This is a genomic window from Rheinheimera sp. SA_1, from assembly GCF_001669775.1.
Taxonomy (GTDB): Bacteria; Pseudomonadota; Gammaproteobacteria; order Enterobacterales; family Alteromonadaceae; genus Pararheinheimera.
This window is the reverse complement of the sequence record NZ_LXWK01000017.1, coordinates 408214-433639: the sequence shown is the minus strand read 5'-3', so window position 1 is coordinate 433639 and position 25426 is coordinate 408214. Positions and strand designations below refer to the sequence as shown.

The following is a 25426-nucleotide window of genomic DNA, read 5'->3' as shown; positions in this document are numbered from 1 at the left end:
ATGGTTACGGTAGTTTTTCGACTAATTCGATCTGAACCGCGTCGAACATACGCTTACATTGCCACCAATTGTATTGATTTAAATCAATTTCATAGCAACTTTCAAAAAAGTGACCAGTAAAAGTAAACAGCCGGTTCCGGCAACATAAAGCAACAAAAACCACTGCCAGTTGCTCAATTGTGCACTGGAAATTTGTTTAAATTTGCGACCAATGACAGACATTTGTCCGACCAGTTGCAGGTTTTTTGAATGATTCAGGCGCTGACTGAATGATATTTTCGACAGCTGATGGGTGACCGTTTTCATGATTTGTTTCATCGATTAATAGCCCTGCTCATAATCTTCGACTTTACCGGCGAAGATGCGATAACCCCAGATGGTGTATGACAAGATTAACGGTACAAAGATCAGCACCCCAGGCAACATAAACCACAGACTTGCATCTGGCGCCACCGCCTGGATATAGCTAAGTTGGCCTGGTAACAACGCCGGAAACAGGCTGACCAATAACCCCATAAAGGCTAGTACAAACAAACTGACGGCGAGCCAAAATGGCCGATCTTCATGTTTTTCAGCCACATCCCGCGCCTGATGATGGCTTTTGCGCACGCGACCTAAATCACGATATAACAAGCGAGCAGCCATTAACGCCAACAATGGCAGTGGTAAAAGTGCCAGCGCGTGCCAACCACCAAACCAGCGTGCCCAGATTTGATCACTACTCAGCGCAGTCCACAAGCTGACAATTGCCATCGCCAGCATCACCACCCACACCAGGGCCCGGCCGCGTTGTGCTGCCTTGTGCTGAATGGCGCCCCGGCTTTTCATGACTAAATAGGCACAGGCCAGTAAAGCATAACCCGCGACCACCGCCAAGCCGGTCAGCAGGGTAAATGGCGTTAGCAACACCAGGCTGGATTGACTGATACTGTCGGCCGGCACACCTTGCACCAAAGCACCTAACATCAACCCCTGACAAAAGGCCGCCAAGGTTGAACCCAATGAAAAAGCCCGGCTCCACCATTTTTTAGAAGTGGTTGACTTAAAACGATATTCAAAAGCCACGCCGCGAAAAATCAAGCCAATCAGCATCAGCATAATCGGCAAATACAGCGTCGACAGCAGCAGCGCATAAGCCGCCGGAAAGGCGCCGAATAAAATAACACCGCCAAACACTAACCAGGTTTCATTGCCATCCCAAACGTGCGCGACAGATCGCATCAGATGGTCGTGCTCTTCATCCGAGTTAAACCAGGGGTACAAAATACCGATGCCTAAATCGAAGCCATCCAGCAACACGTACATCAGAATGGCAAAGCCCAGCAGTAGAAAATAAAACAGTGCGAGATCCATCAGATTTTTCCTTCTTGTGAAGTGTTGCTTTGTGTCACCGGTGAATCAGCCGCCAGCGCTTTGGTAAACGACACCGCATAACCCGAGGCTTTGACGCCAATTTGCAGCTGTTGCAATTCTTCCAGACTCGGTGGGCCTTTTTTAATCAGTTTGCGGAAAAAGTACAGATAGACACCAAACAACAGGCTGTAGGTGATCACAAATAAACTCAGCGACAGCAACACCCGCTCTGGTGGCAGCGGTGATACCACATCCATGGTGCGTACCAGCCCCTGAACCAGCCAGGGTTGGCGGCCCACTTCCACCACATACCAGCCGGCTAGCACCGCAATCACGCCGCTGGGGGCCATAAAGCTGCAGACCGTTAAAAACCAGCGACTTTGATACAGCGTGCCACGCCAACGCAGCCATAAACCGGCGACTGCGATAAAAATCATCAACACACCAAGACCAACCATGATCCGGAATGAAAAGAACACCAGCGGTACATTGGGCCGATCGGCTTTGGGCACCGATTTCAGCCCAGGCAGTTCACCGTGCCAGTCGTGGGTTAGGATCAAACTGGCCAAGCCCGGTATTTTCACTTCAAAGTGGTTGGTTTCATTTTTTGGATCCGGAATTGCGAACAGCAGCAGCGGCACATTGGCTTCACGTTCGGCCCAAATACCTTCCATTGCTGCCAGTTTGATCGGCTGATGCTCTTTGACGTTGAGGCCGTGGAAGTCACCAACCACCGCTTGCAACGGTGCTAATACCAGCGCCAGCCATAAGGTTAACGACAAACTTTTGCGGGCAAATGCCTGATGTTGCTGGCGGCGTAAATACCAGGCGCTGGTCGCCATCACCACAAAAGTGGCGGTTAAAAAAGTCGCCAGCAGCATATGGCTAAGGCGGTACGGCATCGATGGGTTAAAAATAACTTCCAGCCAGCTGGCTACTTCAAACTTGCCATCAACCATCACATAACCGGCCGGGGTGTGCATCCAGCTGTTGGCAGCGATGATCCAAAAGGCTGAGATCCAGGTGCCAACCGCCACGGTGCAACTGGCGAAAAAGTGCAGTTTGGCGCTAACTCTTTGCCAGCCGAATAACATCACCCCCAGAAAACCGGCTTCGAGGAAAAACGCCGTCAGTACTTCATAAGCCATTAAAGGCCCAAGTACCGCGCCGGTTAGTTCAGAGAATTTTGAAAAGTTGGTGCCAAATTCATAACTGAGCACAATGCCCGACACCACGCCCATACCAAAGGTGATGGCAAAAGGTTTGATCCAGAATTTGGCCAGTTGCAGGTACAAAGGGTTGCCGGTTTTCAGCCATAGGCCTTCCCACAATGCAATCAGCGTGGCCAGACCAATAGTGATCGATGGGAAAATGATGTGAAAGCTAACGGTAAAGGCAAACTGGATCCGCGATAAAATGGCGGAGAGCTGGACACTGTCAAAATCCATCAATTGCTCCTCCCGCTTTTTGCTGCTCTTTGTAACCATAGTGGCAACCGACTTAAGCCAACACCTGATGCCAACAGCAGCAATACCGTCATTAATTCCAACAACAACAATGAGATATCCATGAAACACACTCCGGTTAATTACAATTTGGTTTGAGGCTAGCTATAGCTCACGATTGCCCCTGAAATGCCAGAATCAGGCCATCGCCAAATAACTCGCATTCTTTTGATCTATATCAATATTTTTTATGTTGGTTGCGATGGGTGTGAACTTCGTTTACGCTTCGCCTACAAGACGTCTGTACACATTGTTGACAGGAGTAATATGGATCAGCAGCTGGTTTTTGGCCTGACAATGGCCGTCACCGGGTTTTGTGCGCTCTGGACCGCGGTCTGGTTGTGGTGGCACGCCAGGTTTCAACCGGTGTTATCAGCGCTGGCCGGTTTTTGTCTGATGTTGACCTTATGGAGCGCCGGCCATTTGGCGTTGCTGGTAGATTCCAGATGGCTTGGTAAAGTGTTAGTGCTGTCGAACCCGCTGATGCCGGCGTTTTATTTACATTTTGCGCTGCAATTTGTGGTGACCCCCCAGAGTAAAAGCTGGCTATTGCAGCTGAAAAAACTGTCGCCGATGCTGTTTTTCGGTGCCTTGATTATCACCTTAATCAGCTGGTCCAACCCTTCTGCCTCGCTGGTGAGCGTCGGGCAATTACCACAATTTTTTGTGTTCGAGCGTTGGGGCTGGCTCAATCTGGCTTGTACTGTGCTTTTGGGCATCGTCGCGCATCTGGTGTTATGGCAAGGGTTTCTGCAACATCGGGGCAATAAGCGCCGTTCGATTGCCGCCATCGCCATGACCGCTGGTTTAGGTTTGTTATTGGCAACCAGTTTTGTCTTTCCATCGTTTTCGCTGAACTGGTTTCCGTACCCGATGTTGCTATTGCCGGGTTATGTGGTGCTGCTGGTGTATAGCGTAGTGCGTTATCAGATGCTGGCGGTGAATGCCTTTGCCAGTCGCGCCTTGCTGGTGCTGGTGATGGGCTTATTGCTGCTGCTGCTGATGGGGCTGATCAGCGTTATTTTCGGACAGCTCGGGATGCCGGCGTTAACCGCAGTGCCTGGCTGGCAATTATGGTTATATTCCAGTCTGTTACTGCTATTGGCGGCCGCCAGCTACCGCCCGGTCAGTCGGCTGGCTGAACGGTTAATTTATCCCGGGGTGCAACTGAGTGAAAAAATGGTCAGCCACTGGCTCAGTGATTTGCAACAAGCGCAGGATTGGCAGCAACTGGCGCACACGGCAAGCCAGCTGATTAGTAAACCGTTGAAACAGCCATTGTTGGTGGAAATTTACAGTCACGGCGAATTGCTGGCGACGTCGGCAACGCTTCACCATAACGAGGTCACCGATCCGGCGAGCGACGCCGAAAACAGCCCGAGCAGCGATCGAGCGCCGCAGTTTGTCTTTTGTTGTCGCGAGCAGCAGCAACAATGGCAATTTTCGTTGCAGGGGCAGGCTGAGTTACCACCAGGGCTGCGGCTACTCACCGAAGTGTTTGGCTCCTTGCTGGTCAGCAGCTGCACTAATTTGCAGCGTGCGCTGGCATTGGCGTCTGCCGAAAAATACCGGCTCAGTCAGCAACATCTGGTAGAGCTGGGCGCGCTGGCGGCGGCGATGGCGCACGAGCTGCGTAACCCGCTTAACATTATTTCAATGGCGTCGGCCGGTGTTGATGCCGAACTGCGTGGCCATATTCAAAGCCAGCTGAAACGCGCCGACCGGCTGATTGCCGATATGCTGGTGTATGCAGGTCGATTGCATTTGCAGCTACAGATCATTGATTTACATGCTTTATTACAAAGTTTAAGCAGCCAGTTTGACTGGCAGCAGGTCAAATTTGAGCTGCAAGTTCCAGCCGGATTACAGCTGAATGCCGATCCACACCGCTTGCAGCAAGTGTTTATTAATTTGCTTGATAACGCACTGGCATTTGTCCGTAATCAGCCGGATGGCGCGGTATTGATTAGCGCCATCCTGGCCGGGCCAGAGATGCTGATTAGGCTGCACAATAATGGCCCGGCCTTGGAAGCCGCTTTAACCGACACTTTGTTTCGGCCCTTTGTCAGTAAAAGAGCCGGTGGCAGCGGTTTAGGTTTGGCGATAGTGCAACGGATCATCCATGCCCATCAGGGGCAAATTCGCCATCGCACTGATTTAGGCTGGCCGGTCAGTTTTGAGATCCGGTTGCCCCACCAGGCAAACTACACCCAAGCACAGGAAGCAGAGTAATGAGTCTGGAAAGATTTGAAGTGGCCAGAATTCTGCTGGTCGATGATGAGCCGGCCTTTCGGTTACTGGCGGAACGTTTTTTAAGTCAGCAGGGCTATCAGGTTAGCAGCGCCGCTGATTTAATTCAGGCGCGGCAGTTACTGGCAAAAACGCCGTTTGATTTATTGTTGTTGGATTTGTCGTTACCGCCGTTGTTTGACCCAGCGGCAACCTTAGCCGCTTTGCCCGAACTGAACGCGCAGCCAGTGATTATTCTGACCGGCCACGCCGATCGTGAACTGGCGTTGCAGGCGATTTCGCTCGGTGCCTGGGACTTTATCGCCAAGCCGGTGGATCCGGATTTGCTGGCGGTGGTGGTGAAACGCGCCATCAGCAAACATCAGCTGGAACTGGAACTAACCAAGTTAAAACGCCAGAGCAGTGCGCCCGGTGCTTTACAGACGTTAGTTGGGGTTTCGCGGCAGATGGATACCATTCGCACCTTAATTCAGCGCATTGCCCCGACCGAAGTTCGGGTGTTGGTGACGGGGCCTTCCGGCACTGGCAAAGAGGTGATTTCACGTGCGTTACATCAGCTGAGTTTGCGCGCCAACGGGCCTTTTGTGTCGGTGCATTGTGGTGCTATACCAGCCGACTTATTAGAAAGCGAGTTGTTTGGCTATGTCAAAGGCGCTTTTACCGGCGCTGATAAAGACCGGCAAGGGCTGTTGGCGATGGCCAATGGCGGCACTTTGTTCTTAGATGAAATCGGTGAAATGCCGCTACCAATGCAGGTGAAAATGCTGCGGGTGTTGCAGGAAGGCACGTATTACCCGGTTGGCGGCCGCGAACAAAAACGTATCGACGTGCGGCTGGTCAGTGCCACCAATGCGGTGTTGCCTGACTTAGTGGCACAAGGCAAATTTCGTGAAGACCTCTATTACCGCATTAAAGGCATCACGCTGGAAACCCCGGCCTTGGATGATCGGCGCGAAGATATTCCTTTGCTCATTCAGCATTTTTTGCAGCAGTTGGCGCAAGCACTACCCAAAGTTGGGGTAGCAAATCAGTCGTTAACCCTGGCAGCGCCAGCCTTGCAGTGGTTTTTACAACGTAGCTGGCCCGGCAATGTGCGGGAGCTGAAAAACACCCTGGAAAGTGTGGTGGCAATTTCGCAACAAGGGGTGGTGCAGTTATCTGATATTGAGTTGTTGCATATGGATGCCGCGAGCCCGGTTCAGGCAAGCAAGCTGCTTGGATCCGCTGGTGGTTCAACATTATCACCGGCGGTAGATAGCGAGCCTACCACGGGTTTGTCGCTGGATGAGCAAGTGCGCAATCTGGAAATCAGTTTATTAATGAGCGCCTTACAACAAAGCCAGGGCAACCGCAGCCAGGCCGCCCGCGCGTTAGGCTTATCCCGTCAGGGATTGCTGAAGAAAATTGAGCGTTATGGTTTGCTGGATGTTGGGCAGGTTGATTAGGTTACGGTGTGAAGTCTCGTACATAAACTCGTGCTAAAATTATTCAGGCGTTTAATCATTACTTTCATTCTTGAATGAGGTTTCTATGGAAATTCAATCGCTTACGGTTTCTGAGCGCATCGTTCTTGCCGAAGCGCTGTGGGATAGCATTGTGGCTGAAGATGGTGAAATAGCACTTACTGAAGCGCAGAAAGCCGAACTTGATCGGCGTCTTGCGGCATTTAACATTGACCAAGATCTTGGTTCATCTTGGGAAAGTGTTAAAGCCAGGATCCTCGCCAAGGAATGAGTTACACATTGAAGCTACGTAAAGAAGCCGAATTCGACGTCGCTGAGGGGTTTGACTACTACCAGGGAAAACGTGTTGGCCTTGGTGATGATTTCCTGCTTTGTATCGACGATGCCTTGCAAAAAATTCAGCGAAACCCGTTCATTTACAGAGAAATCTACCGAGAACTAAGGCGGATTTCAATTCACCGTTTTCCCTATCGAATTTTGTATTTTGTGCAAAATAACCATGTCGTGGTCACGGCGGTTTTCCACGCACGAAAGGCGCCATCAGCCTGGACCAACCGCACATAATGCCTACAAATCACTCTGCCGATTGGTAATACTGCTCAAACAGCGCTTTCTCGAGTGCAGTGGCAAGCGCCTGATTCAGTGGCATTGGGTTACTGGCAAGTTCCGGGTCGAGTTGGCGGATTTGTTCCTGGCCATGGCGAATGAGCGGCGGCGGGTCTGATTCCAGTGCAATCAACGTGTCGGCATAAGCAGTGGGGTGGTCGGTTTTGATATTGCGGCAAGTCGACAACTGATATTCACCAGCTTTGCCTGTAGTGCCGGCGGCGCCGAAAAAACGGCAAATGCCGGGACGCTGCTGATACACACTGCACTGACCTTGTTTTCGATCTTCAGAATGGCTTTGATAAAAGTAACAACGGGCGTCGTCACGTTCGGCTAGATCACTGAGCACTTGATCGGCGCGTTGTTCGGCTATCAGCCGGAATGCCAGGGGCAACATCTCCAGCACTGTCGCTTCAATGCCCGGATGCTGGCAACATTCACCGCAACCACTGCGGCAGAATAACCCGCGATCTTGTTGATATTTCGAGTAATCCTGACCAATTTCGGTCATCACGGCAAGCACTTGCTGTGATAATTGTTCTAACCTTGCCATCGTGCTACCTCAGTTGGGGCGCGTATTGTACTGATCCCGCAGCGCCAACAGCAAGTTTCATCGAAGTCCGGTTACAAATCGCTTAGCGGTTTTGGCTTGGCGATGCCATAACCCTGCGCATAATCGACGCCCATTTTGCGCAGTTCCAACAGAATTTCGGTGCTCTCAACATATTCCGCCACTGTTTTAATACCCATCGCCGCTGCCACATCGTGGATGGAGTTGACGATAGCGCGGTCGAACTTGTCGGTCAGTAAATCCCGGACAAAATTACCGTCAATTTTGATGTAATCGACCGGGAAGTTTTTCAGGTAGCCATAAGATGAAAAACCACTGCCAAAATCGTCCAGCGCAAACTGACAGCCTAAGCTTCTGAAATGATGAATAAAATCTAAGGTATTTTGTAAGTTTAAAATCGCCATACTTTCAGTAATTTCAAAACAGATAAAACGAGCCGGAATTTTATATTCTTCAAACAGCGCTAGCACATAAGCTTTGAACAGCGGGTCAATCAAGGAAGCGCCGGATAAATTGATGCTGCAATGTCCCAGTACTTCCAGATGCTGCGGATGTTGCGCCAGCCAGCGGAAATAGTTGCGGATCACCCAGCGGTCAATTTGTGGCATCAGACCATAACGCTCAGCTGAACTTAGGAAGTTGCCCGGCGCAATGATTGTGTTGTCGTCGCTACGCAGCCTTAATAACAGCTCGTAATTGGCGACGGTATCGCGATGCTGAATGGCTTGAATTGGCTGCATATACAGCACAAAACTGTCATGTTCCAGCGCCCGTTGCAGTACTTGTACCCATTGAATTTCCGCTTGTTGCTTTTGTAATTCGGCATCGTCCGGGTGGAACAAATGAATACGGTTGCGGCCTTTTTCTTTGGCAACAAAACAGGCGGAGTCGGCTTTTTTGATGGTTTGCTCGGCCGATAAATCATCAAAAGTGATTTCAGTCATGCCAATGCTGACACTGATGCTAAACAAACTGTCCTGCCAGAAAAAGCGGAATTCTTTGACCACTTCCAATAGGTTGTAAGCCACTGCAAAAGCTTCCTGTGCGGTTTTACCCGGCAGCAGCACGGCAAATTCATCTCCGCCCAGACGCGCCAGAATGCCACTTTGCCCCAGCGCCCGTTTCAGCTGATCGCTGATTTGTAGCAATAACGCATCGCCGGCACTGTGATTACAGGTGCTGTTCACCAGTTTAAACTGGTCAATATCGATATATAAAATGGCGCTGGTGTGTTTTTCAACCTGCAGCCGTTGCCAGGCTTGTTGTGCCAGCGTGGCGAAATGATGGCGGTTATAGAGGCCGGTCAGTGGATCGTGCGACGCCAGATAAGCCAGCTGCTCGTGGCTGACTTTTTGCTCGGTAATATCAATTACGGAGCCGTGAATAAAGGCTTCGCCATTGGCATCATGTGCCAGACGCGCCGACATCAGCGCCCAGAAGGGGGTGCCATCAGATCGTAAGCCACGCAATTCAAAGCTTTTATTGTTGCTATGCTGCAACTGCCGAACCATATGGGTGCGATCATCCGGGTTGGCATAATATTTCGCCATCCCAAACCGTTTGACGTCAATTTCCATCTGGCTCAATTCCTGGTAGCCCAGAATGTTCAACAGAGCACGGTTGGCGGCAATTAGCTGGCCATGCATGGTGGTGGTGAACATACCTTCCACCGCGTTGTGGTAAATGTCGTAATACTGCTTTAACGAATTAATCGCTTGTTGGTGCGCCTGGGTGGTGAGCTCGGTCGCCAGCTGCATCCGCTGCGCCAGGCCATAACTCATCAGTGCCATATTGCATACAACAGATGCGACTAATAAATATTGCCATAACCGTGAATCGGACAGATAACCCAGCTGCGATAACAGCAGTACCAGACTGGCGGCAAAAAATAACAACCAACTTAAGCTGAATGTCCGGGCGCGCGGTTTACCGCTGAAGGTATGCCGCAGTACCTGCAATAAGTTGCTACCCATTACCATACCGAGCACCAGCAACAGCAAGTTCAGCCGCTGATTAAAATCGATATATAAGGGGCTGAATAACAACAAACCGGACCAGAATAAATTCAGCCACAGCCACCAGGACGGATTTTGATTCAGCATGGTGCTGGTAGATAAACTTAAACAAGCCAGGCAAGCGCCTACTGCGACGTAAAAAATTGCCGGATTCACTTCCGGATATTCCGGCCACATTAAAGCAAAACCAGCGCCGTTCAGAATGGAAATCACCAGCGTGAAAAACAGGAAAAATCCGGCAAAATACAGATAAAGCTGCTCACGAATATTTAGATATAACAAGATGTTGTAAGCGGCCATCAACAGCAACAGGCCAAGCAAGATGCCATCAAACAAGTTGCTGGTCAGTTGCTGCTGATAAAACTTATCCGGCTGAATTAAAGTGAAATGCGATTGCACTACAGCGCCATCCTGCACTTTCACTAACACATCCAGTTCCTGACCGGCTTTAAACGTCAGCTCAACGGCATAACTGCGGCTACTGAGCTGGCGCTCGCTGAACGGCAGGTTGGTACCGGCGCGATTAATTTTATGCAGTTCATGGCTTTGCCGGTCAAAGGTATAAAATTCAACCAGATCGGCAGACGGGAAATTGTAATCAAGGACAAGTTTGGTCGCGCGTTGACCCTGATAATGCAACCGCGCGATAAACCAAACCGCGCCAGGATTGACATGAAACACCTGATTCGGCGCCATCACCGTTAAAAATGCATGCGCGCGTTCGGGCTCAAACACGATATCTTCAACCGCCAGTTCGCTGTCGGCAATTTGATAATGTAATTTGGGGTAAAGTTGTTGTTGCTTCAGATTTTCATCAAAGCGGATGGTTTCAGTTGGAAAAGCCTGCGCCGAAAGTGGAAACCACAGCAGGGTGCAAATAAGTCCCAAAAGCAGGCTGCGATTCTTACTTGAAAATAAGCCCGGATATAGACCCGAAAATAGGTATGTAGGCCACCATATTGTGAACAACCCAAACCTCCCCATGTTCTAATAGCTGCTTGCACGCTGTGCGTAATAAAGAAGATTAAGGCTGGCTAAGTCTATGATTATGCTCAATGCTTGCAATAAACCCAGCTAATTGTGACAGTAACACAAGGCTGGCCTGACTGTCAGCATCAATCCAGTAACAATCACTATAGTGCTCATAATGCAGGCAAAACGGCTGCGTTTGGAAATAAAAGCGGATCTGGATCCAGTCCGCGCCTTGCTCCGGCTGGATTTGACTGAATTCGTTGATGTTTTGTAGCCAGGCTTTGAGTGGCTCAAATGGATCTGCAAAGGTTGCCGGTACTCGTGGTGTCAGTAACAATCGCTCAGGGATCTGTTCGGCGAGTGCTTTTTTAACATGACCACTGTTGACGTAAACAGTGCTGACATGAAAGGCGGTGACTTGAAGGGGCTGAGACATAGGTTAGCTATCGAGATAATCAGCAATCAGTTGCAGGAAATCATCGCCATAACGACTGAGTTTGGTTTGGCCCACGCCGCTTACCGCCAAAAATTCGCTTTGGTTTTGCGGCATCTGCTGCGACATGGCAATTAAGGTGGCGTCACTGAACACCACAAAAGGCGCTACATCATCACGTTCAGCAATTTGTTTACGTAAGGCGCGTAATTTACTGAACAGCACCCGATCGTAATCTTGTTTTTGCGCCGCTTTAGGCTCTTTTGCTTGCTTGGTAGTTTTGGCTGGCACCAGCCGCGGCACCGCCAGTTGCAACGCCAATTCACCACGCAGCACCGGCCGGGCGGCTGGCAGCAGCTTCAATACCGAATGTTGAGTGATGTCTTGTTGCAACATGCCGTAGTGAATCAGTTGACGTAAAATCGACAACCAGTAATCGTGGCCGATGTCTTTGCCGATACCATAAGTCGATAACTTATCCTGACCCAATTCCAGAATACGCTGGTTCTGACTGCCGCGCAGCACGTCAATCACATGGTGCATGCCGAAACTCTGGCCAACCCGGTAGACACAAGAAAGCGCTTTTTGTGCCAGCACTGTGCCATCAAAACCTTTGGGTGGGTCGAGGCAAATATCACAGTTGCCACAAGGTTTTTGGCTGGCTTCGCCAAAGTAATTCAGCAGCACCAGTCGGCGACAAGTCTGGGACTCAGCAAAAGCCGCCATCGCATTAAAGCGTTGCATGGTGACTTCGGCACGTGCCTGATTTTCTTCGGCCTGGATCCAGCTGCGCATCCTGGCGATATCGGCCGGGTCTACCAGCATCACCGCTTCAGCGGCGACACCATCCCGTCCGGCGCGGCCGGTTTCCTGATAATAAGCTTCGATGGTGCGGGGTAAATCAAAATGCACCACAAAACGGATATTTGGTTTGTTGACGCCCATGCCAAAAGCTACGGTCGCGACAATCAGCTGCAGATGGTCACGTTTAAATTCGTCCTGTACCCTGGCGCGGTCTTCATTGGTTAAACCGGCATGGTAAGCACCCACGGCAAAACCTTTGTTTTTCAGTTGTGTGTACAACTCATCAACCTTTTTGCGGGATGAGCAATAAACAATACCGCTTTGATTTTCTTGTTGTTTTAACAAGGCGACCAGCTGCTCGAAGGGACGAAATTTTTCCTGCACCGTGTAACGAATGTTGGGACGGTCAAAACTGCTGATGCTGGTATAAGGCTGCACTAAACGCAGTTGCTGGCGGATATCCTGCTGGGTCGCCGGATCGGCGGTCGCGGTCAGCGCCATCAGCGGCACTTGCGGGAAATGCTGTTTTAACTGCGCCAGCGCAATATAGTCGGGCCGAAAATCGTGGCCCCATTGCGACACACAATGTGCTTCATCAATGGCGAACAAACTGACGCCGACTTCAGACAACCGCTCCAGAAATTGCGGCTGCAACAAGCGCTCCGGCGCGACGTATAACAGTTTAATTTGTTGCTGGCGCAAACGGCGAAACACGTCCACCACCTGGTCGCGGTTGAGGCTGCTATTGATAAAATCAGCGGCGATGCCCATCGCTTGTAGGCTATCAACCTGATCCTTCATCAGCGACATCAAGGGCGAAACCACCACTGTGACATAAGGCAATAACAGCGCCGGCAGCTGATAACACATCGACTTGCCGCCACCGGTTGGCATCAGCACAAAACTGTCTTGCCCCTGCATTGCCGCCGCAATAACTTCAGTCTGGCCAGGGCGGAATTCGCTGTAGCCGAAGTATTGTTTTAAGGTGCTGTGCAGCAGATCAGTCAAAGTGGGTTCACTGTTTGGGCAAAAGCGGCATTGTAATCAAAAGCACTGTGGCTGTCTCTATATGTACAATCTATGTATGCCTTTAGTGGATGCGAGCGGGATTTTTTCACGGTAGACTGCTTGTTACTGAATTGGTGAAATAGCCAAAGTTTTTAATAAAACGTTTTTGATAGACGTTTTATAACAAATCTTTAAGAGAAGATTGATGCGACGACCTTTGCATTTTTTTAACAGCCGTACGATAGCCATTTTGTTTTCGGTCGTCATTTTTGTTGCAGCGCTGATGTTGCTTTATTCAAACATAACCAGCGACAACGCGTTGCCAGAAGTGGGTAACATTCAACTCAGTACTGCAGTAACACCGAAAACCAAGCTTGAAAATGTGGAAAATCCGCCATCAGCCCAATATCAGCCAACAATCGAAAAAACCACGGCGACGCTAAGCCAAAACGGACAGCTGGTGATCATGCAACGGCCCGAATGGACGCTGGATGGACAGCTGCAACAGCATTTACCGGCGCTAAAAAAATTAGCAGACAGCGGCGATGTGAAAGCGGCCTATATTCTGGCGATGAATCTGCGGTTTTGTGTGGCGGTGCCAGTTACCGAAGATGAATTACAGCAGAGTTTGCAACAAGCGCATCAATATCAGGACGATGGTGCGGCAGTCGCTGAATTGACCGAACGTTATGGTTTTTGTGCAGGTGTTGACGTGCAGCAGCGTCAGCAGTTTTATCACTATTTCGCCGCGGCAGCTTTGCAGGGTTATGTGCCGGCACAGGAAATGATTGGGCTGGTAATCCCAGAATTTTATATGAAATTAACAGGGAATGCCGGTCTTGACCGTGACGCCTATGTCAAAAAACGCGATGCCTTTATTCAACAGCAATTGGCTGTGCTGGAGTCTGCTTCGCAACACGGCAGCATGAACGCCCTGATGCAACTTTCGCAAATGCACCATTCGCAAAAATATGGTGAAAATGGTCGAATGCAAGCATATGCAATCAACCAATTGATCCTTGAACTAGCCCAAGATAATGATGTGCATAGCAAATATGCATGGTTTCAACAGCGGGCGCAGACTGAGCTGACACCAGAGGAAATCGACAATGCGCTGGAGATGTCGCAACAGTGGTTAGACATCATCAAAGCAAACGGCACGCTTTATTTGCAGTAAAGAAAAATCACCATGTGCTGTTTGTGCACAACCGCTTGTCTACCCACACAGCAACAGATCGTAGGGCGATACTCGCCGCGTCAGCGGCAGTACGCGATGTAGCTATGATATAAAAACATGGCTGATACTAATGGGTGACCCTGAGGGCTGATATTGAAAATCAACGAAACAATTACACATTATATTGGCCTTTTTTCGGGCAAAGTGCTGATCATAATTTTTGCATTATTGGGCTGGAAGCTCACTGAGTATTCGGACTGGTTTGCCAATGTATGGGCGTCAGAGTTCAACCGAGTAACTCTCACTTCGTGCTTTGCGTGTGGAGCAATATGGTTATCTGTTTACACATATTCGTACTTCTGGGGCAAAAGAAAGCTGATTCGCACCTTTAAGGCAAATGCCCGTTCGACGATTTCAAAGTGTACAGATGGAGATTTAGTGCGCATTCAAGGTGAACTCAACACGTTGCCTGCTTTGTTAAATGCACCGTTTTCACAAAGACAATGTTCAGCTTATTCAATCAAGGCATCCAGGCGAGTAGAAAGAGCTACTTCCAGTAATTCTGGGTCACATGTTTCGTCAGAAAAAGCTTGGGAAACTTTCACCTTTGTCGAACTGGCAAACGATTTTTTAATCCGTTGCGAAAATCACTTTGCATTGGTTCGAAGCAAGGATGCAAAGATCATCATTCAGCCAGACACTGTTCATGATGAGTCATCTTACTCAAAGGATCGAGGGGGATTTCTAACTGAAGATGAGAATACAAAAAGAAAGCAAACCCTTGCGGCATTAAGCGTGTCGCCAAATCAGTATATTGGTGTTTACGGTGTGGATGTCAAATTTGAGGAAGGTGTACTGGCGCATGGTGAACAGGTGGCAGTGCTTGGTCGCGGACATTGGATTAACACCGATGCATATCAGGAGCTTCGCATTCTGACAGAGCGTGGTATTGATAAGGTATATGAAATTGCTACAGACACCGAACAAAAGCTATTTATCAGCGACTCTGTGGATGTTCTGGAACAAGAGTTATTCGGGGCAAAATCAAAATTAAGCTGAATTTACGCTACTCTCTCAAAGTGAATTATCCGAAAGCATTTATGTATGTAAAGTGGCTGGCAAGTGCAGGTCCAGCCATCGTGTGGTAAAACCATGCCAGCCAAGCACTTGTCGGATGGCACGCTTTGCGTTTATCCGACCTACATTTGTTTCGCTTCCCTATATTTTTGGCTTTCAATACGCCGCTTCACCAAGATTGTCATGGGCAATATATTTCCAGCAACACAGCCATTTTCATTTCAAAAAATACAGTTATCCCTTAGGCTAGTGCACCTATCTGGCGGCTTTGCTTCGGGCAATTTCACGAAGTAATAGTAAGCTCAAAATTCGCATTTCAAGGACGGTATGATGAATCGACAACATGCTTTAATCGGCTTGGTGGTGGCGGTGGTTATTGCGGGGTTGGCGCTGCTGATTAATCGGTTGCCGCCTTCGGACTCTGCAGCCGATAGTGGCCAGACTGCTACTTCACAAAGCACCGAACAAGCGGCTGCGCAAGATGCAGCACTGCAGCAATGGCAACAGTATCTGACTGAATATCCTCAAGGTTTTATCGGTGCTGCGCAAAAGCTGCTGTACCGCTTTAACCGGCCGGTGGTGGATGCGGCGCTGGTCGGGAAAACTGAACTGCAGCGCGTGAGTATGGCGCCGGCGCATGAATTCAGCGCTTTGTGGCTCGATACCTCCACCTTACAATTGACGCCGGTCGGGCCTTTGCCTTCCGGTGAAAAACTGCAGCTGACCTTACATCGTAAAGGCTTGCTGTTAGATTCGCCAATCGCCACCCCTGCTACAACGCCCGACACCGATTTCAGCCATCCGGTACAGGTATTGCCACAACAAATCAGCCTGCGTGAAGTAGGTTTCCAGCAAGCCGACAACAATTCCGCACTCAGTTATCAATTTGAAGTGCATACGCTGGATCCGGTGTCGCAAAGCCAAATCAACAGCATGTTTGCCATCAGCCAACAGCCGGAGAAAGCGCTGACGCTGGAGTGGCAAGCGGTCAGTCCGCGGTTGTGGCGCGCCACAGTGCTGGGCCTTGAAAAAACCACGGCGGCGCAAACCATGGTGTTGCAATGGCAGGATGCGCCAACCGACACAAAACACAGCGCCGCTAACTCAGACGTCAAAGCCTCAACCGACAAACAATTCAGCGCCAAAAGAAGCATTGAAATTCCGGCATTAGAGCAATTTAGCTTGCTGACTTCTCAGGTGCAGCAACAGCAGGAACAACGCTTTGAACTGCGGTTTTCACAGCCATTAGCCAAACAAGACTTCACCGGTCAGGTGAAAATTAATGATCAAACAGTGCGCAGCAAAGTGCATGGCAACGTGCTGCAATTATTCCCCGACTCACCGCTGAAACAAAAAGTGCGGATCTGGATCTCACGGCAAATTGGCGCCAGCAATGGCCAGTTGCTGGGCACTGATCAAACCGTCGAGTTGCAGGTCAGCTCGATGCTGCCGCAAATCAGTTTCCTGGATGGCGGTTTTATTCTGCCACAGGCCGAGCGGTTACTGATCCCGGTGGAAGTGACCAATGTCAAAGCGGTGCAGCTGAAGATTTTCGAAATTTATAGCAGCAATATCGGCCAGTTTTTGCAAGGCGCGCCGCGCAACTGGCAAAGTGATTACACCAATCGCGAGGTCGGCCGGTATATCGCGCAGCAGGAACTCACGCTTAAAACCGCAGCGCTGGATGAAAAACAGCAAGTGCAACTGGACGTGACGGCGCTGGTTGGCAAACACCGCGGTAGCATTTTGCGCCTGGAAGCCAGAGTGCTACCGCAGCATAGTTTGTACGCCTGCGACACCAAGCTGAAAAGTGAACCCTTGGTAGAGCTGGAGCGGCTGAATTATGAAGGTAGTTATCAGCGCCACGACGAGATTCCTGAGCATTTGTGGCGGTTTTATCAGTCAGAAGGTTATTACGACTGGGATGAGCGCCGTAACCCGTGTAAAGAAGCCTATTTCACCAGCTATAACGACAACGTCAACGCCTCGAAAGTGTTTATCGCCTCCAATATCGGCCTGCTGAGTAAGCTCGGCAGCGATCAGCAACTACATGTTTTAACCACCAATTTGCAAACCGGCCAGCCTGCTGCCGGCCAGAACATCAGCGTGATGAACTACCAACAGCAGCAAATTGGCAGCGCGGTGTCGGATGCCAATGGTTTTGCCACCATTAAACCGGAAGGGGTGCCGTTTTACCTCAAAGCGCAGGCCGATGGTGACGTGGCTTATTTGCGCATCCCAACCAATGAAAGTTTACCGACCGGCCAGTTTGATACCAGCGGCGTCAAAAGTACCGAAGGTGTGAAAGGCTTTTTCTACGCCGAACGTAATGTGTGGCGACCGGGTGATGCTATTCATTTAATGTTGATTTTGCAGGATAAAAACCAGCAACTGCCGGATGATTTCCCGGTGACGCTGGAGCTGTTTGACCCGAAAAGCCAAAAAGTAAAAACCCTGGTGCAGCGTCAGCAACTGGATGGGTTTTACCGCTTTGATTTAGCCACCGATGACGATGCGCCCACCGGCAACTGGCATGTGGTGGCCAAAGTGGGCGCCAGCTATTTTGATACCACGCTGAAAATTGAAAACATTCTGCCTAATCGGCTAAAAATCGAGTTGGATTTACCGAAAACGCCGATTTCTGCAGAGGCGCGGCAGCTGCTACTCACTTCAAGCTGGTTGAATGGGGCGCTGGCACAACATTTAAAAACCGATGTTGAGCTAAAACTATCCACGACGAAAACCCAGTTTGAAGGCTACGCCAACTATCAGTTTGATGATGTGAACCGCAAATTTGCCGCCGAATCGAAGAAGATTTTTGAAGGCAAACTGGATGCCAACGGCCAGGCGCAGCTCGAGTTTAAGCCGGAACTGAATACGCCAAGCCCTGGTGCACTCAAAGCGATGTTTATTCAGCGGGTATTTGAGCCGAACGGCCAGTTCAGCACCCAATACCGCCAAACAACAGTGTTGCCTTACCCGCAATGGGTCGGCCTGCAGCTGCCGGAAGAAGTGAGGCATTCCACACTCGATGAAAAAGCCAGCGCCGCTGTGGCGCTGATGTTGCTGGATCCAGCAGGTAAACCGGTCGCCAACGGCACTATTCAGTTGCGGTTACAGCAGCTGAAATGGCGTTGGTGGTGGGAGCAATCGGACGATGACAACGCCAATTACGTCAGCGATGAACAGCTAAAACAAGTCGAAGATCGCAGCATAGTAACGGATGCGCAGGGCGCAGCCAGCTGGCTGATGTACGGCAAGGATTATCCGGCGGGTCGTTATCGGCTCACCGCTTGTGTTGGCGCAGCAAGCCCGGAAAATCATTGCAGCAGCGAAGAGATTTATATCGGTTGGGGTTATGGCGACAGCACCAGTCGCGATGGCGCCACCCGGCTTAGCCTAAGCAGCGACGCCGCCAGTTATCAGGTCGGCGATACCGCCAAAGTGCATTTACCAGCAGGGCCAGACCGCAAGGTGTTGCTGAGTCTGGAAAATGGCTCGAAAGTGCTGGAAAAACGCTGGGTGGCGGTGAAAAAAGATCAGGACTTGCTCGAGATCCCCATCACCAACGCCATGGTGCCGAATGTCTATGCCCATGTGACACAAATTCAGCCGCATCATAACCGGCAAAGTGATACGCCATTACGTAGTTACGGCATCTTAAATTTAGCGGTCAGCGACGCGAAAAGTCATTTAGAGCCGCTTTTAAAAACCCCGTCCGAAGTGATGCCGGAAAGTGAATTCAGCATTGAGATTTCCGAAAAAACCGGTCGTGCCATGACTTATACCCTGGCGCTGGTGGATGAAGGTTTGCTCGGCATTACCGATTTTCATGTGCCAGAACCACATCCGGCTTTGTATCAACGTGAAGCTTTAGGCGTGCGGACCTGGGATTTGTTTGACGATGTCGTCGGTGCTTATAGTGCGGATTTGTCGCATTTGCTGGCGGTCGGTGGTTCGGATTTAATTCCAAAACGCGATGGCCAGCGTGAACGGCGCTTTAAGCCAATAGTGCAGTTTTATGGCCCGCTGCAACTAAAAGCAGGTGAAACGGCCACGCAACAAATCAAATTGCCGCCTTATATGGGCGCGGTGCGGGTGATGGTGGTGGCCGGTGATGGTTATGCCTACGGTCAGCAGGAAAGTACCCTGACAGTGACCCAGCCGCTGACGATTTTAAGCACGGTGCCCAGATTAATTGGACCAGGCGAAGAATTTGCGCTGCCGGTAGCGGTGTTTTTTAGCGAAACGGCGAATAAAACGGATAAAAGTAAAACTATAGCTTTACCGCAAACCGTCAAAGTCACAGTGCAAACGGATGATTTATTAACCGTGTTGCAAGCCGAAGCTGAGCTGACCTTTAGCCAGCCGGGCGAACAAACCGCTTTATTAAGGGTGAAAGCCAATCAGTTGCTCGGCATGGGTAAACTGACCGTCACCGCCAGTATGGCCGGGCAATCGGCCAGTGAAGTCATTCATTTACCGGTGCGTAGCGCCAATTCGCCGCAACAACGTAGTATCAGTCGCTTGCTCAAACCGGGTGAAAGCTGGCAGCCGCGCGCTGAACAGCTGGGCATGCCGGGTACGAATCAGCAGTGGCTCACCGCCAGTCGCTCGCCAGACTTTGGTTTTACCAGGCTGGAACTAGAGCTATATGAATATCCCTTTATGTGTCTGGAGCAATCGACTTCCAAGGTACTGCCATTTTTGTATCGCAGCCTGTATCAGACACCAACGCCAGAGCAGTCGCTGAAAATTCAGCAGACCATCCAACAACATCTGCGCCGGTTAGGGAAGTATCAGCAAGGCAGCGGCCAGTTTAGTTATTGGCCGGGCTCCACTATGGTCGAAGAGTGGGCGAACCTTTACGCTGGTTATTTTATATTGCGCGCACAACAACAAGGCCATTCCGTACCTGCGGACATGCTAAAAAACTGGCTTGCCAATAGCCGTCAGACTGCTAATGGTTTTAATGGTCGCAGCCCGGATGCGATGGTGTTGCAAGGTTGGCGTTTGTGGTTGCTGGCGATGGCCGACACTGCTGATGTTGGTGCGATGAACCGCTTGCGCGAAGATTTGCTGCGCGGTTCGGTGAAATCCCATTCGCTGGCGCAGCATTTTCTGGCGCTGGCTTATGCCGAACAAAGCCTGCCGGATATTGCACTGGCGCTGCAGCAACGTGCTGGTCAGCTGCAGCAGGCTGGGCAACAACCAGAATTGCCTGGCGTGCTGCGCTCGCCAATGATGCAACAATTAGTTCAGCTGGAACTGGCGGCGGCATTACAGCAATCGGAACGGCGCTGGACATTAGCGCTGGATCTGGCTGAGCAGTTAAAACAGCAAAACGGCCATAACACTATTGAAAAAGCCTGGGCGATGGCGGTGTTATTGCAGCAGTTTGGTCAGGCGCAGGGTGCAACTGATCTCACTTCTGAAATTACGTTAAGTGCCGGGCAGGCTGTTGCAACTACTCCAGTCACCACCGCAACAAAACCAGCAGCAAGCGTCTGGCAACTGACCGATCCGGCTTACACCGAGGCCATCAGCGACTACCAAGCAGATTCTTTTAGCGTGAAAAATACCGGCGCCAGCGAACTGTATCTGACGCTGACCCAACAAGGTATTCCGGCCGAAGGGCAAGAGCTGGCGATGGCTGAAGGGCTGGAGTTGCAAGTACAGTTTAGTGACTTACAGGGCCAAGCCATTGATCCGGCCAGCATCCGTCAGGGCACTGATTTTATTGCTCAGATCACCGTGAAAAACACCACAGCTGCACCAGTGAAAGACTTAGCGCTGATGCAGGTGTTTCCATCAGGCTGGCAACTGCGCAATACCGTGCTGTCGGACGATGCCAAAGCGGCCAAGCTGGATTTCCAGCATGCCGGTGATGATCGACTGCAAAGCTTTTTCCCGTTGGCAGCAGGCGAAAGCATCCGGTTGCAGGCGACGTTAAATGCCAGTTTTGTCGGTCGCTATTATTTGCCGGGTTGGACTGCAAGCTCGATGTATAACCCGAAAATCCGGGCCAATAATCTGGGGCGTTGGGTGGAGGTGCAGCCCTGAGTTGGCGCACACTTTCTATAGCAAAAGCGCGGCTCCGAGCTTGGCCAAAGCGGCCGGTGCGATGGTTCAGCCATCGCTCGGTAGCTGCGCTTGCCACCGGGTTGTTACTGGGTGCGCTGGGTTATCAGCTGTGGGTGCCGGATTGGCCAGCCCGTTTAACCAGCCCGCAGTGGTCGACCGCGCTGTTTGACCGGCAAGGTCAACTGCTGGACTTACATATTGCCGAAGATCAGCAGTGGCGCTTGCCTTATCAGGCGGTAGAGCTGCCAACGCGATATCAAACCGCGCTACTGGCCTTTGAAGATCAGTATTTTTTTCAGCATCCCGGCATCAATCCGCTGTCGGTGGCGCGGGCGTTGTGGGGCAATCTGGTTGCTGGCAAAGTGAAAAGTGGCGCCAGTACAATCACCATGCAGGTGTCGCGGTTGTTGTACGGCAATCAGCCACGAACCTTGTCGCAAAAACTTCAGGAAACCCGGCTGGCGTTGCAACTGGAATGGCATTATGACAAAGCGCAAATTCTGCAGCTTTACGCCAATCACGCGCCTTATGGCGGCAATATTGTTGGGCTAACGGCCGCGAGCTGGTGGTATTTTGGTCGCGAACCGGCAGCGCTGAGCTGGGCCGAAGCGGCGTTGCTGGCGGTGCTGCCGAATAGTCCTGGCCTTATTCACCCCGGCCGGCGTGCTGATGTGTTGCTGCACAAACGCGATCAGCTGCTGCGAAAACTGGCAGAGCGCGGTGCCATACAAGCGGTTGATTTACAACTGGCTTTGCTCGAACCTTTGTCGCAAAAACCAGCCGGCTGGCCAGCGCAAAGCCCTCATTTGCTACAAACCTTACGCAGCAAATGGCCACAACAGCCATTGTTTTACACCGATCTGGACCAGCAATTACAACAACAAATGACCGCGTTATTGGCTCGGCATGCCCGTACTTTAGCGATTTCCGGGGTGCATAATTCGGCGCTGCTGCTGATTGACCATCAGGAGATGAAAATCCGGGCTTATGTTGGTAATGCCAGTGTCGCTGCTGAGACTTCAACTGCAGAGGCTGCAGCTGAAAACATAACAACCCACGGCCGTGCCGTCGATATTATTCAAAGTCGTCGTTCTACCGGCAGTATTTTAAAACCCTTTTTATATGCCTTGATGCTGGACGAAGGGCTGCTGACAGCAGAATCGTTATTGCCCGATGTACCCAGTAAATTTGGTGGTTATGCGCCGGTGAATTTTGATTTGCAGTTTCGCGGTGCAGTCAAAGCCGGTGACGCATTAGCGCAATCGCTAAATGTACCGGCCGTACGGATGTTGCATCAGTATGGAGTGGGGCGGTTTAAGCAGCAACTGGCCGCTTTTGGCTTAAGTACTGTCAATAAAGGTGCTGATCATTATGGACTGTCGCTGATTTTGGGTGGCGCTGAAGCAACTTTGTTTGAACTTAGTCGCAGTTACGCCGCGATGATGCAGCTGGCGGCACTGACTAAAACGGCCACGGCTATGCCGCTGTTAAATTTACAGTTTCCGGCTTTGCCGCTTGCAGAGAATCAATCCGATAGCGGGCAAGCAGTTGCAGAAAAAGCTCCGTCAGAAGCCGCAGCCGAAACGCTCAGTATGCCCATCAGCAGCGGCGCCGCTTATCTGACGATGCAAACCTTGCTCAATGTCGAACGGCCGGATAGCGAAGGTTCCTGGCGCGATTATGTCAACAGTCAGAAAATCGCCTGGAAAACCGGCACCAGCTTTGGTCTGCGCGACGCCTGGGCGATTGGCTCGAATGGCCGTTACACTATCGGCGTCTGGACCGGCAATGCCGACGGTTCGCCGGCAGCCATTCTGGCGGGTGCCCGTAGCGCCGGGCCGGTGTTATTTGATGCCTTCCGGTTGTTGCCGGACTCGCCCTGGTTGAATAAACCCGTCACAGCGCTGCAGCAGGTTGAAGTCTGTGCCAACGACGGTTACCGCGTACGCTTTTCCTGTCAACGCAGTACCACCGAACTGCCAGCACAGCGTCAGCTACAAACTGCCCACAGTTTTCAGCAGCAGCTGTGGCTGGATCCAACCGGTACCTATCAGTTACCAGCAGGATGTGCGCCGCAAATAGCACGGCAGCAACAGACCCGTTTAATTCTACCGGTGGCAATGGCATATTTTTATCAGCCACAACATCCGGAGTATCAGGGCTTACCGCCGTATTGGCCGGGTTGTGAGCAGATGCAGGACCAGTCTAATACCTCGCAACACAATCTGCGCCTCGATTTACTTTACCCCAGCAGCGACAGTCAAATTCGCTTGCCGCTGCAGCTGGACGGTAAACTGGGGCACAGTATTTTCCGCGCCGTACATCGCGATAACAAAGCGCTGTTGTACTGGCATCTGGATGAGCAGTATCTTGGCCAGACCCGGATGCCGCATCAGATGGCGATCCAAACCACCGCCGGACAGCATCAGCTGGTGATCACCGCCAGTGATGGCAGTCGCTTGCAGCGCCAGTTCGAGGTGCTTGGCGATCCTGAGTTAAAACGCTAAGCCATTGGGTAGCTGACGGCACTTTACAGCAAGGCGTTGGCGCTTTACATTAACTGCTCTTACCAGTTTTGTGGTTTGTGCCCGACATCCTTGAAGATAACGGCAGCAAACCTCAGAGGAGCAGCCGATGCAGCCTGATACGCTTTTACCTTTTATCGCCGAAGTGTTTGATCAAATGCCATTTAACCGTTTGCTTGGCCTGAAAGTGACCGCCTTCTCTGCCGACAAAGCCGAAGTGCGTTTTGATTTTTCGCCACAGTTGGTCGGCAACCCGGTACAACAAATTTTGCATGGCGGAGTGATTGCAACGGTGCTGGATACCGTTGGCGGCATTATGGCGATTGCCAGTGCGCTGCGCCGCCTCAATAGTGTTGAACATGAAGTGCTGGTCGCTAAAATGGGCAAAATGAGCACCATTGATATGCGCAGCGATTATCTGCGGCCGGGTCGTGGCAGCGAGTTTATCGCCACTGCGGAAGTCATTCGCGCTGGTAATAAAGTTTGTGTCTGCCGGATGGAATTGCACAATGAACTGGGTGTACATATCGCGCTGGGAACCGGGACTTATCTGGTCGGTTGAGCGACTTTCTTCAAGTAAATAGCAAGCTGCAAGTCGCAAATTCGGCTACACTGGCGCCCATTTTATTGGCCATACCCCTGTGGTCGCTTTGGCTCGGATCCGCACCATGCAATTAACTCGTGAACAAAAAGTCGGTGGTATTTTTGCTGCCAGCGCTTATACGCTCTGGGGCATCGCGCCGCTGTATTTTAAAAGTATCGACTTTGTGCCGGCCATGGAAATATTGCTTCATCGCATCGTCTGGTCGTTTTTGTTACTGGCGCTGATTTTAACCGCGATGCAGCAATGGCCGCGCGTGCTGGCGGTATTAAAACAACCAAAAATGGTGGCGGCTATGCTTGGGACTGGCCTGTTGCTGGCCGGTAATTGGGGGCTGTTTATCTGGGCAGTTAATAATGAACATATGCTCGAAGCCAGCCTCGGTTATTACATCAATCCACTGTTAAATGTATTGCTCGGGATGGTATTTCTTGGCGAACGGCTGCGTAAATTACAGTGGGCGGCAGTGGCGCTGGCCTTTACCGGCGTGCTGATCCAGTTGGTATATTTTGGCTCTTTGCCTTGGGTGGCGCTGGTGCTGGCCAGTAGTTTTGCACTCTATGGTTTGTTTCGCAAAAAATTAGCGGTGGATGCCTTGAGCGGTTTGTTTGTGGAATCATTATTATTAATGCCGCTGGCGCTATATTACTGGATAACGTTCGCCGATTCAGCCTCGGCCAATTTACTTGAAAACAGCCTGACGCTGAACTTATGGCTGGTAGCCGCCGGTGTAGTGACGACTGTGCCGCTACTGTGTTTTATTGCCGCAGCCCGGCGTCTGCAATTGTCGACCATGGGCTTTTTCCAGTACATTGGCCCAAGTTTTATGTTTGTGTTTGGCGTCTTTATTTACCACGAGCCGCTGGATAGCAGTAAGCTGGTAACCTTTGTCTTTATCTGGACCGCCTTGCTGGTGTATTCACTGGACGCGGCTTACCAGTTACGCCGCGGGCGACGCACGGCAACATCACTATAAGAGAAA

Annotated in this window: 17 protein-coding genes; 10 read left to right on the top strand and 7 right to left on the bottom strand. The window is 50.8% G+C overall.

Translation table 11 applies throughout. The features are described from left to right. Positions 1-321: 321 nt before the first annotated feature. The 3 genes from cydB to A5320_RS22390 are packed head-to-tail and all read right to left on the bottom strand — an operon-like array spanning position 322 to position 2923. Positions 322-1353 (bottom strand): cytochrome d ubiquinol oxidase subunit II, encoded by a 1032-nt coding sequence (gene cydB / locus A5320_RS17470; RefSeq protein ID WP_068067901.1) that lies wholly within the window; start codon positions 1351-1353, stop codon positions 322-324. Beyond that, a complete protein-coding gene (locus A5320_RS17465) occupies positions 1353-2801 on the bottom strand; it encodes a cytochrome ubiquinol oxidase subunit I (protein WP_068067898.1) in 1449 nt (482 codons plus the stop codon). Before A5320_RS17465 ends, cydB begins: the two co-directional genes overlap by 1 nt. Beyond that, complete coding sequence (locus A5320_RS22390) at positions 2801-2923, bottom strand: hypothetical protein (protein ID WP_269454656.1); 123 nt, start codon at positions 2921-2923, stop codon at positions 2801-2803. Before A5320_RS22390 ends, A5320_RS17465 begins: the two co-directional genes overlap by 1 nt. 202 nt (positions 2924-3125) lie before the next feature. On the opposite strand from A5320_RS22390, the gene A5320_RS17460 reads away from it, so the two are divergent. The 4 genes from A5320_RS17460 (at position 3126) to A5320_RS17445 (ending at position 7135) form a co-directional block, all read left to right on the top strand. Then, the gene (locus tag A5320_RS17460; protein ID WP_068067895.1) at positions 3126-5090 is read left to right on the top strand and encodes a sensor histidine kinase; all 1965 of its coding nucleotides are present in this window, start codon (positions 3126-3128) and stop codon (positions 5088-5090) included. Continuing rightward, entirely contained in the window at positions 5090-6553 is a 1464-nt protein-coding gene (locus tag A5320_RS17455) for a sigma-54-dependent transcriptional regulator (RefSeq protein WP_068067892.1), read from the top strand. The genes A5320_RS17460 and A5320_RS17455 overlap by 1 nt, the downstream gene beginning before the upstream one ends. A gap of 85 nt (positions 6554-6638) precedes the next feature. Then, the gene (locus tag A5320_RS17450; protein WP_068067889.1) at positions 6639-6842 is read left to right on the top strand and encodes an addiction module protein; all 204 of its coding nucleotides are present in this window, start codon (positions 6639-6641) and stop codon (positions 6840-6842) included. Next, positions 6839-7135 carry a type II toxin-antitoxin system RelE/ParE family toxin gene (locus A5320_RS17445; protein WP_068067886.1) on the top strand — a complete coding sequence of 99 codons (297 nt, stop codon included), beginning with the start codon at positions 6839-6841 and terminating at the stop codon, positions 7133-7135. The genes A5320_RS17450 and A5320_RS17445 overlap by 4 nt, the downstream gene beginning before the upstream one ends. Positions 7136-7145: 10 nt before the next feature. On the opposite strand, the gene A5320_RS17440 is transcribed toward A5320_RS17445, so the two are convergent. The 4 genes from A5320_RS17440 to recQ all read right to left on the bottom strand — a co-directional run bounded on the left by A5320_RS17440 (position 7146) and on the right by recQ (position 12980). Further along, complete coding sequence (locus tag A5320_RS17440) at positions 7146-7730, bottom strand: YkgJ family cysteine cluster protein (RefSeq protein WP_068067883.1); 585 nt, start codon at positions 7728-7730, stop codon at positions 7146-7148. Positions 7731-7801: 71 nt separating this feature from the next. Next, positions 7802-10651, bottom strand: coding sequence for an EAL domain-containing protein (locus A5320_RS17435; protein WP_197490161.1), 2850 nt, complete (start codon positions 10649-10651; stop codon positions 7802-7804). A 136-nt stretch (positions 10652-10787) separates the two neighbouring features. Continuing rightward, on the bottom strand, positions 10788-11171 hold the full coding sequence (locus A5320_RS17430; protein WP_068067880.1) for a DUF3630 family protein: 384 nt from the start codon (positions 11169-11171) through the stop codon (positions 10788-10790). Positions 11172-11174: 3 nt separating this feature from the next. Then, positions 11175-12980 carry a DNA helicase RecQ gene (gene recQ, locus A5320_RS17425; protein WP_068067877.1) on the bottom strand — a complete coding sequence of 602 codons (1806 nt, stop codon included), beginning with the start codon at positions 12978-12980 and terminating at the stop codon, positions 11175-11177. A 205-nt stretch (positions 12981-13185) separates the two neighbouring features. On the opposite strand from recQ, the gene A5320_RS17420 reads away from it, so the two are divergent. The 6 genes from A5320_RS17420 to rarD all read left to right on the top strand — a co-directional run bounded on the left by A5320_RS17420 (position 13186) and on the right by rarD (position 25420). Beyond that, the gene (locus A5320_RS17420) at positions 13186-14157 is read left to right on the top strand and encodes a hypothetical protein (RefSeq protein ID WP_157605982.1); all 972 of its coding nucleotides are present in this window, start codon (positions 13186-13188) and stop codon (positions 14155-14157) included. 153 nt (positions 14158-14310) lie between these two features. Then, on the top strand, positions 14311-15216 hold the full coding sequence (locus tag A5320_RS22015; protein WP_157605979.1) for a hypothetical protein: 906 nt from the start codon (positions 14311-14313) through the stop codon (positions 15214-15216). Positions 15217-15564: 348 nt separating this feature from the next. Then, positions 15565-21297 (top strand): alpha-2-macroglobulin family protein, encoded by a 5733-nt coding sequence (locus A5320_RS17410; RefSeq protein ID WP_068067869.1) that lies wholly within the window; start codon positions 15565-15567, stop codon positions 21295-21297. A gap of 56 nt (positions 21298-21353) precedes the next feature. Beyond that, positions 21354-23825: a penicillin-binding protein 1C gene (gene pbpC, locus A5320_RS17405; RefSeq protein ID WP_082971849.1), complete on the top strand. Its 2472-nt coding sequence runs from the start codon at positions 21354-21356 to the stop codon at positions 23823-23825. Between the two features lie 127 nt (positions 23826-23952). Further along, positions 23953-24405, top strand: coding sequence for a thioesterase family protein (locus A5320_RS17400; protein WP_068067867.1), 453 nt, complete (start codon positions 23953-23955; stop codon positions 24403-24405). A 106-nt stretch (positions 24406-24511) separates the two neighbouring features. Continuing rightward, positions 24512-25420 carry an EamA family transporter RarD gene (gene rarD / locus A5320_RS17395; protein ID WP_068067864.1) on the top strand — a complete coding sequence of 303 codons (909 nt, stop codon included), beginning with the start codon at positions 24512-24514 and terminating at the stop codon, positions 25418-25420. Positions 25421-25426 lie beyond the last annotated feature (6 nt).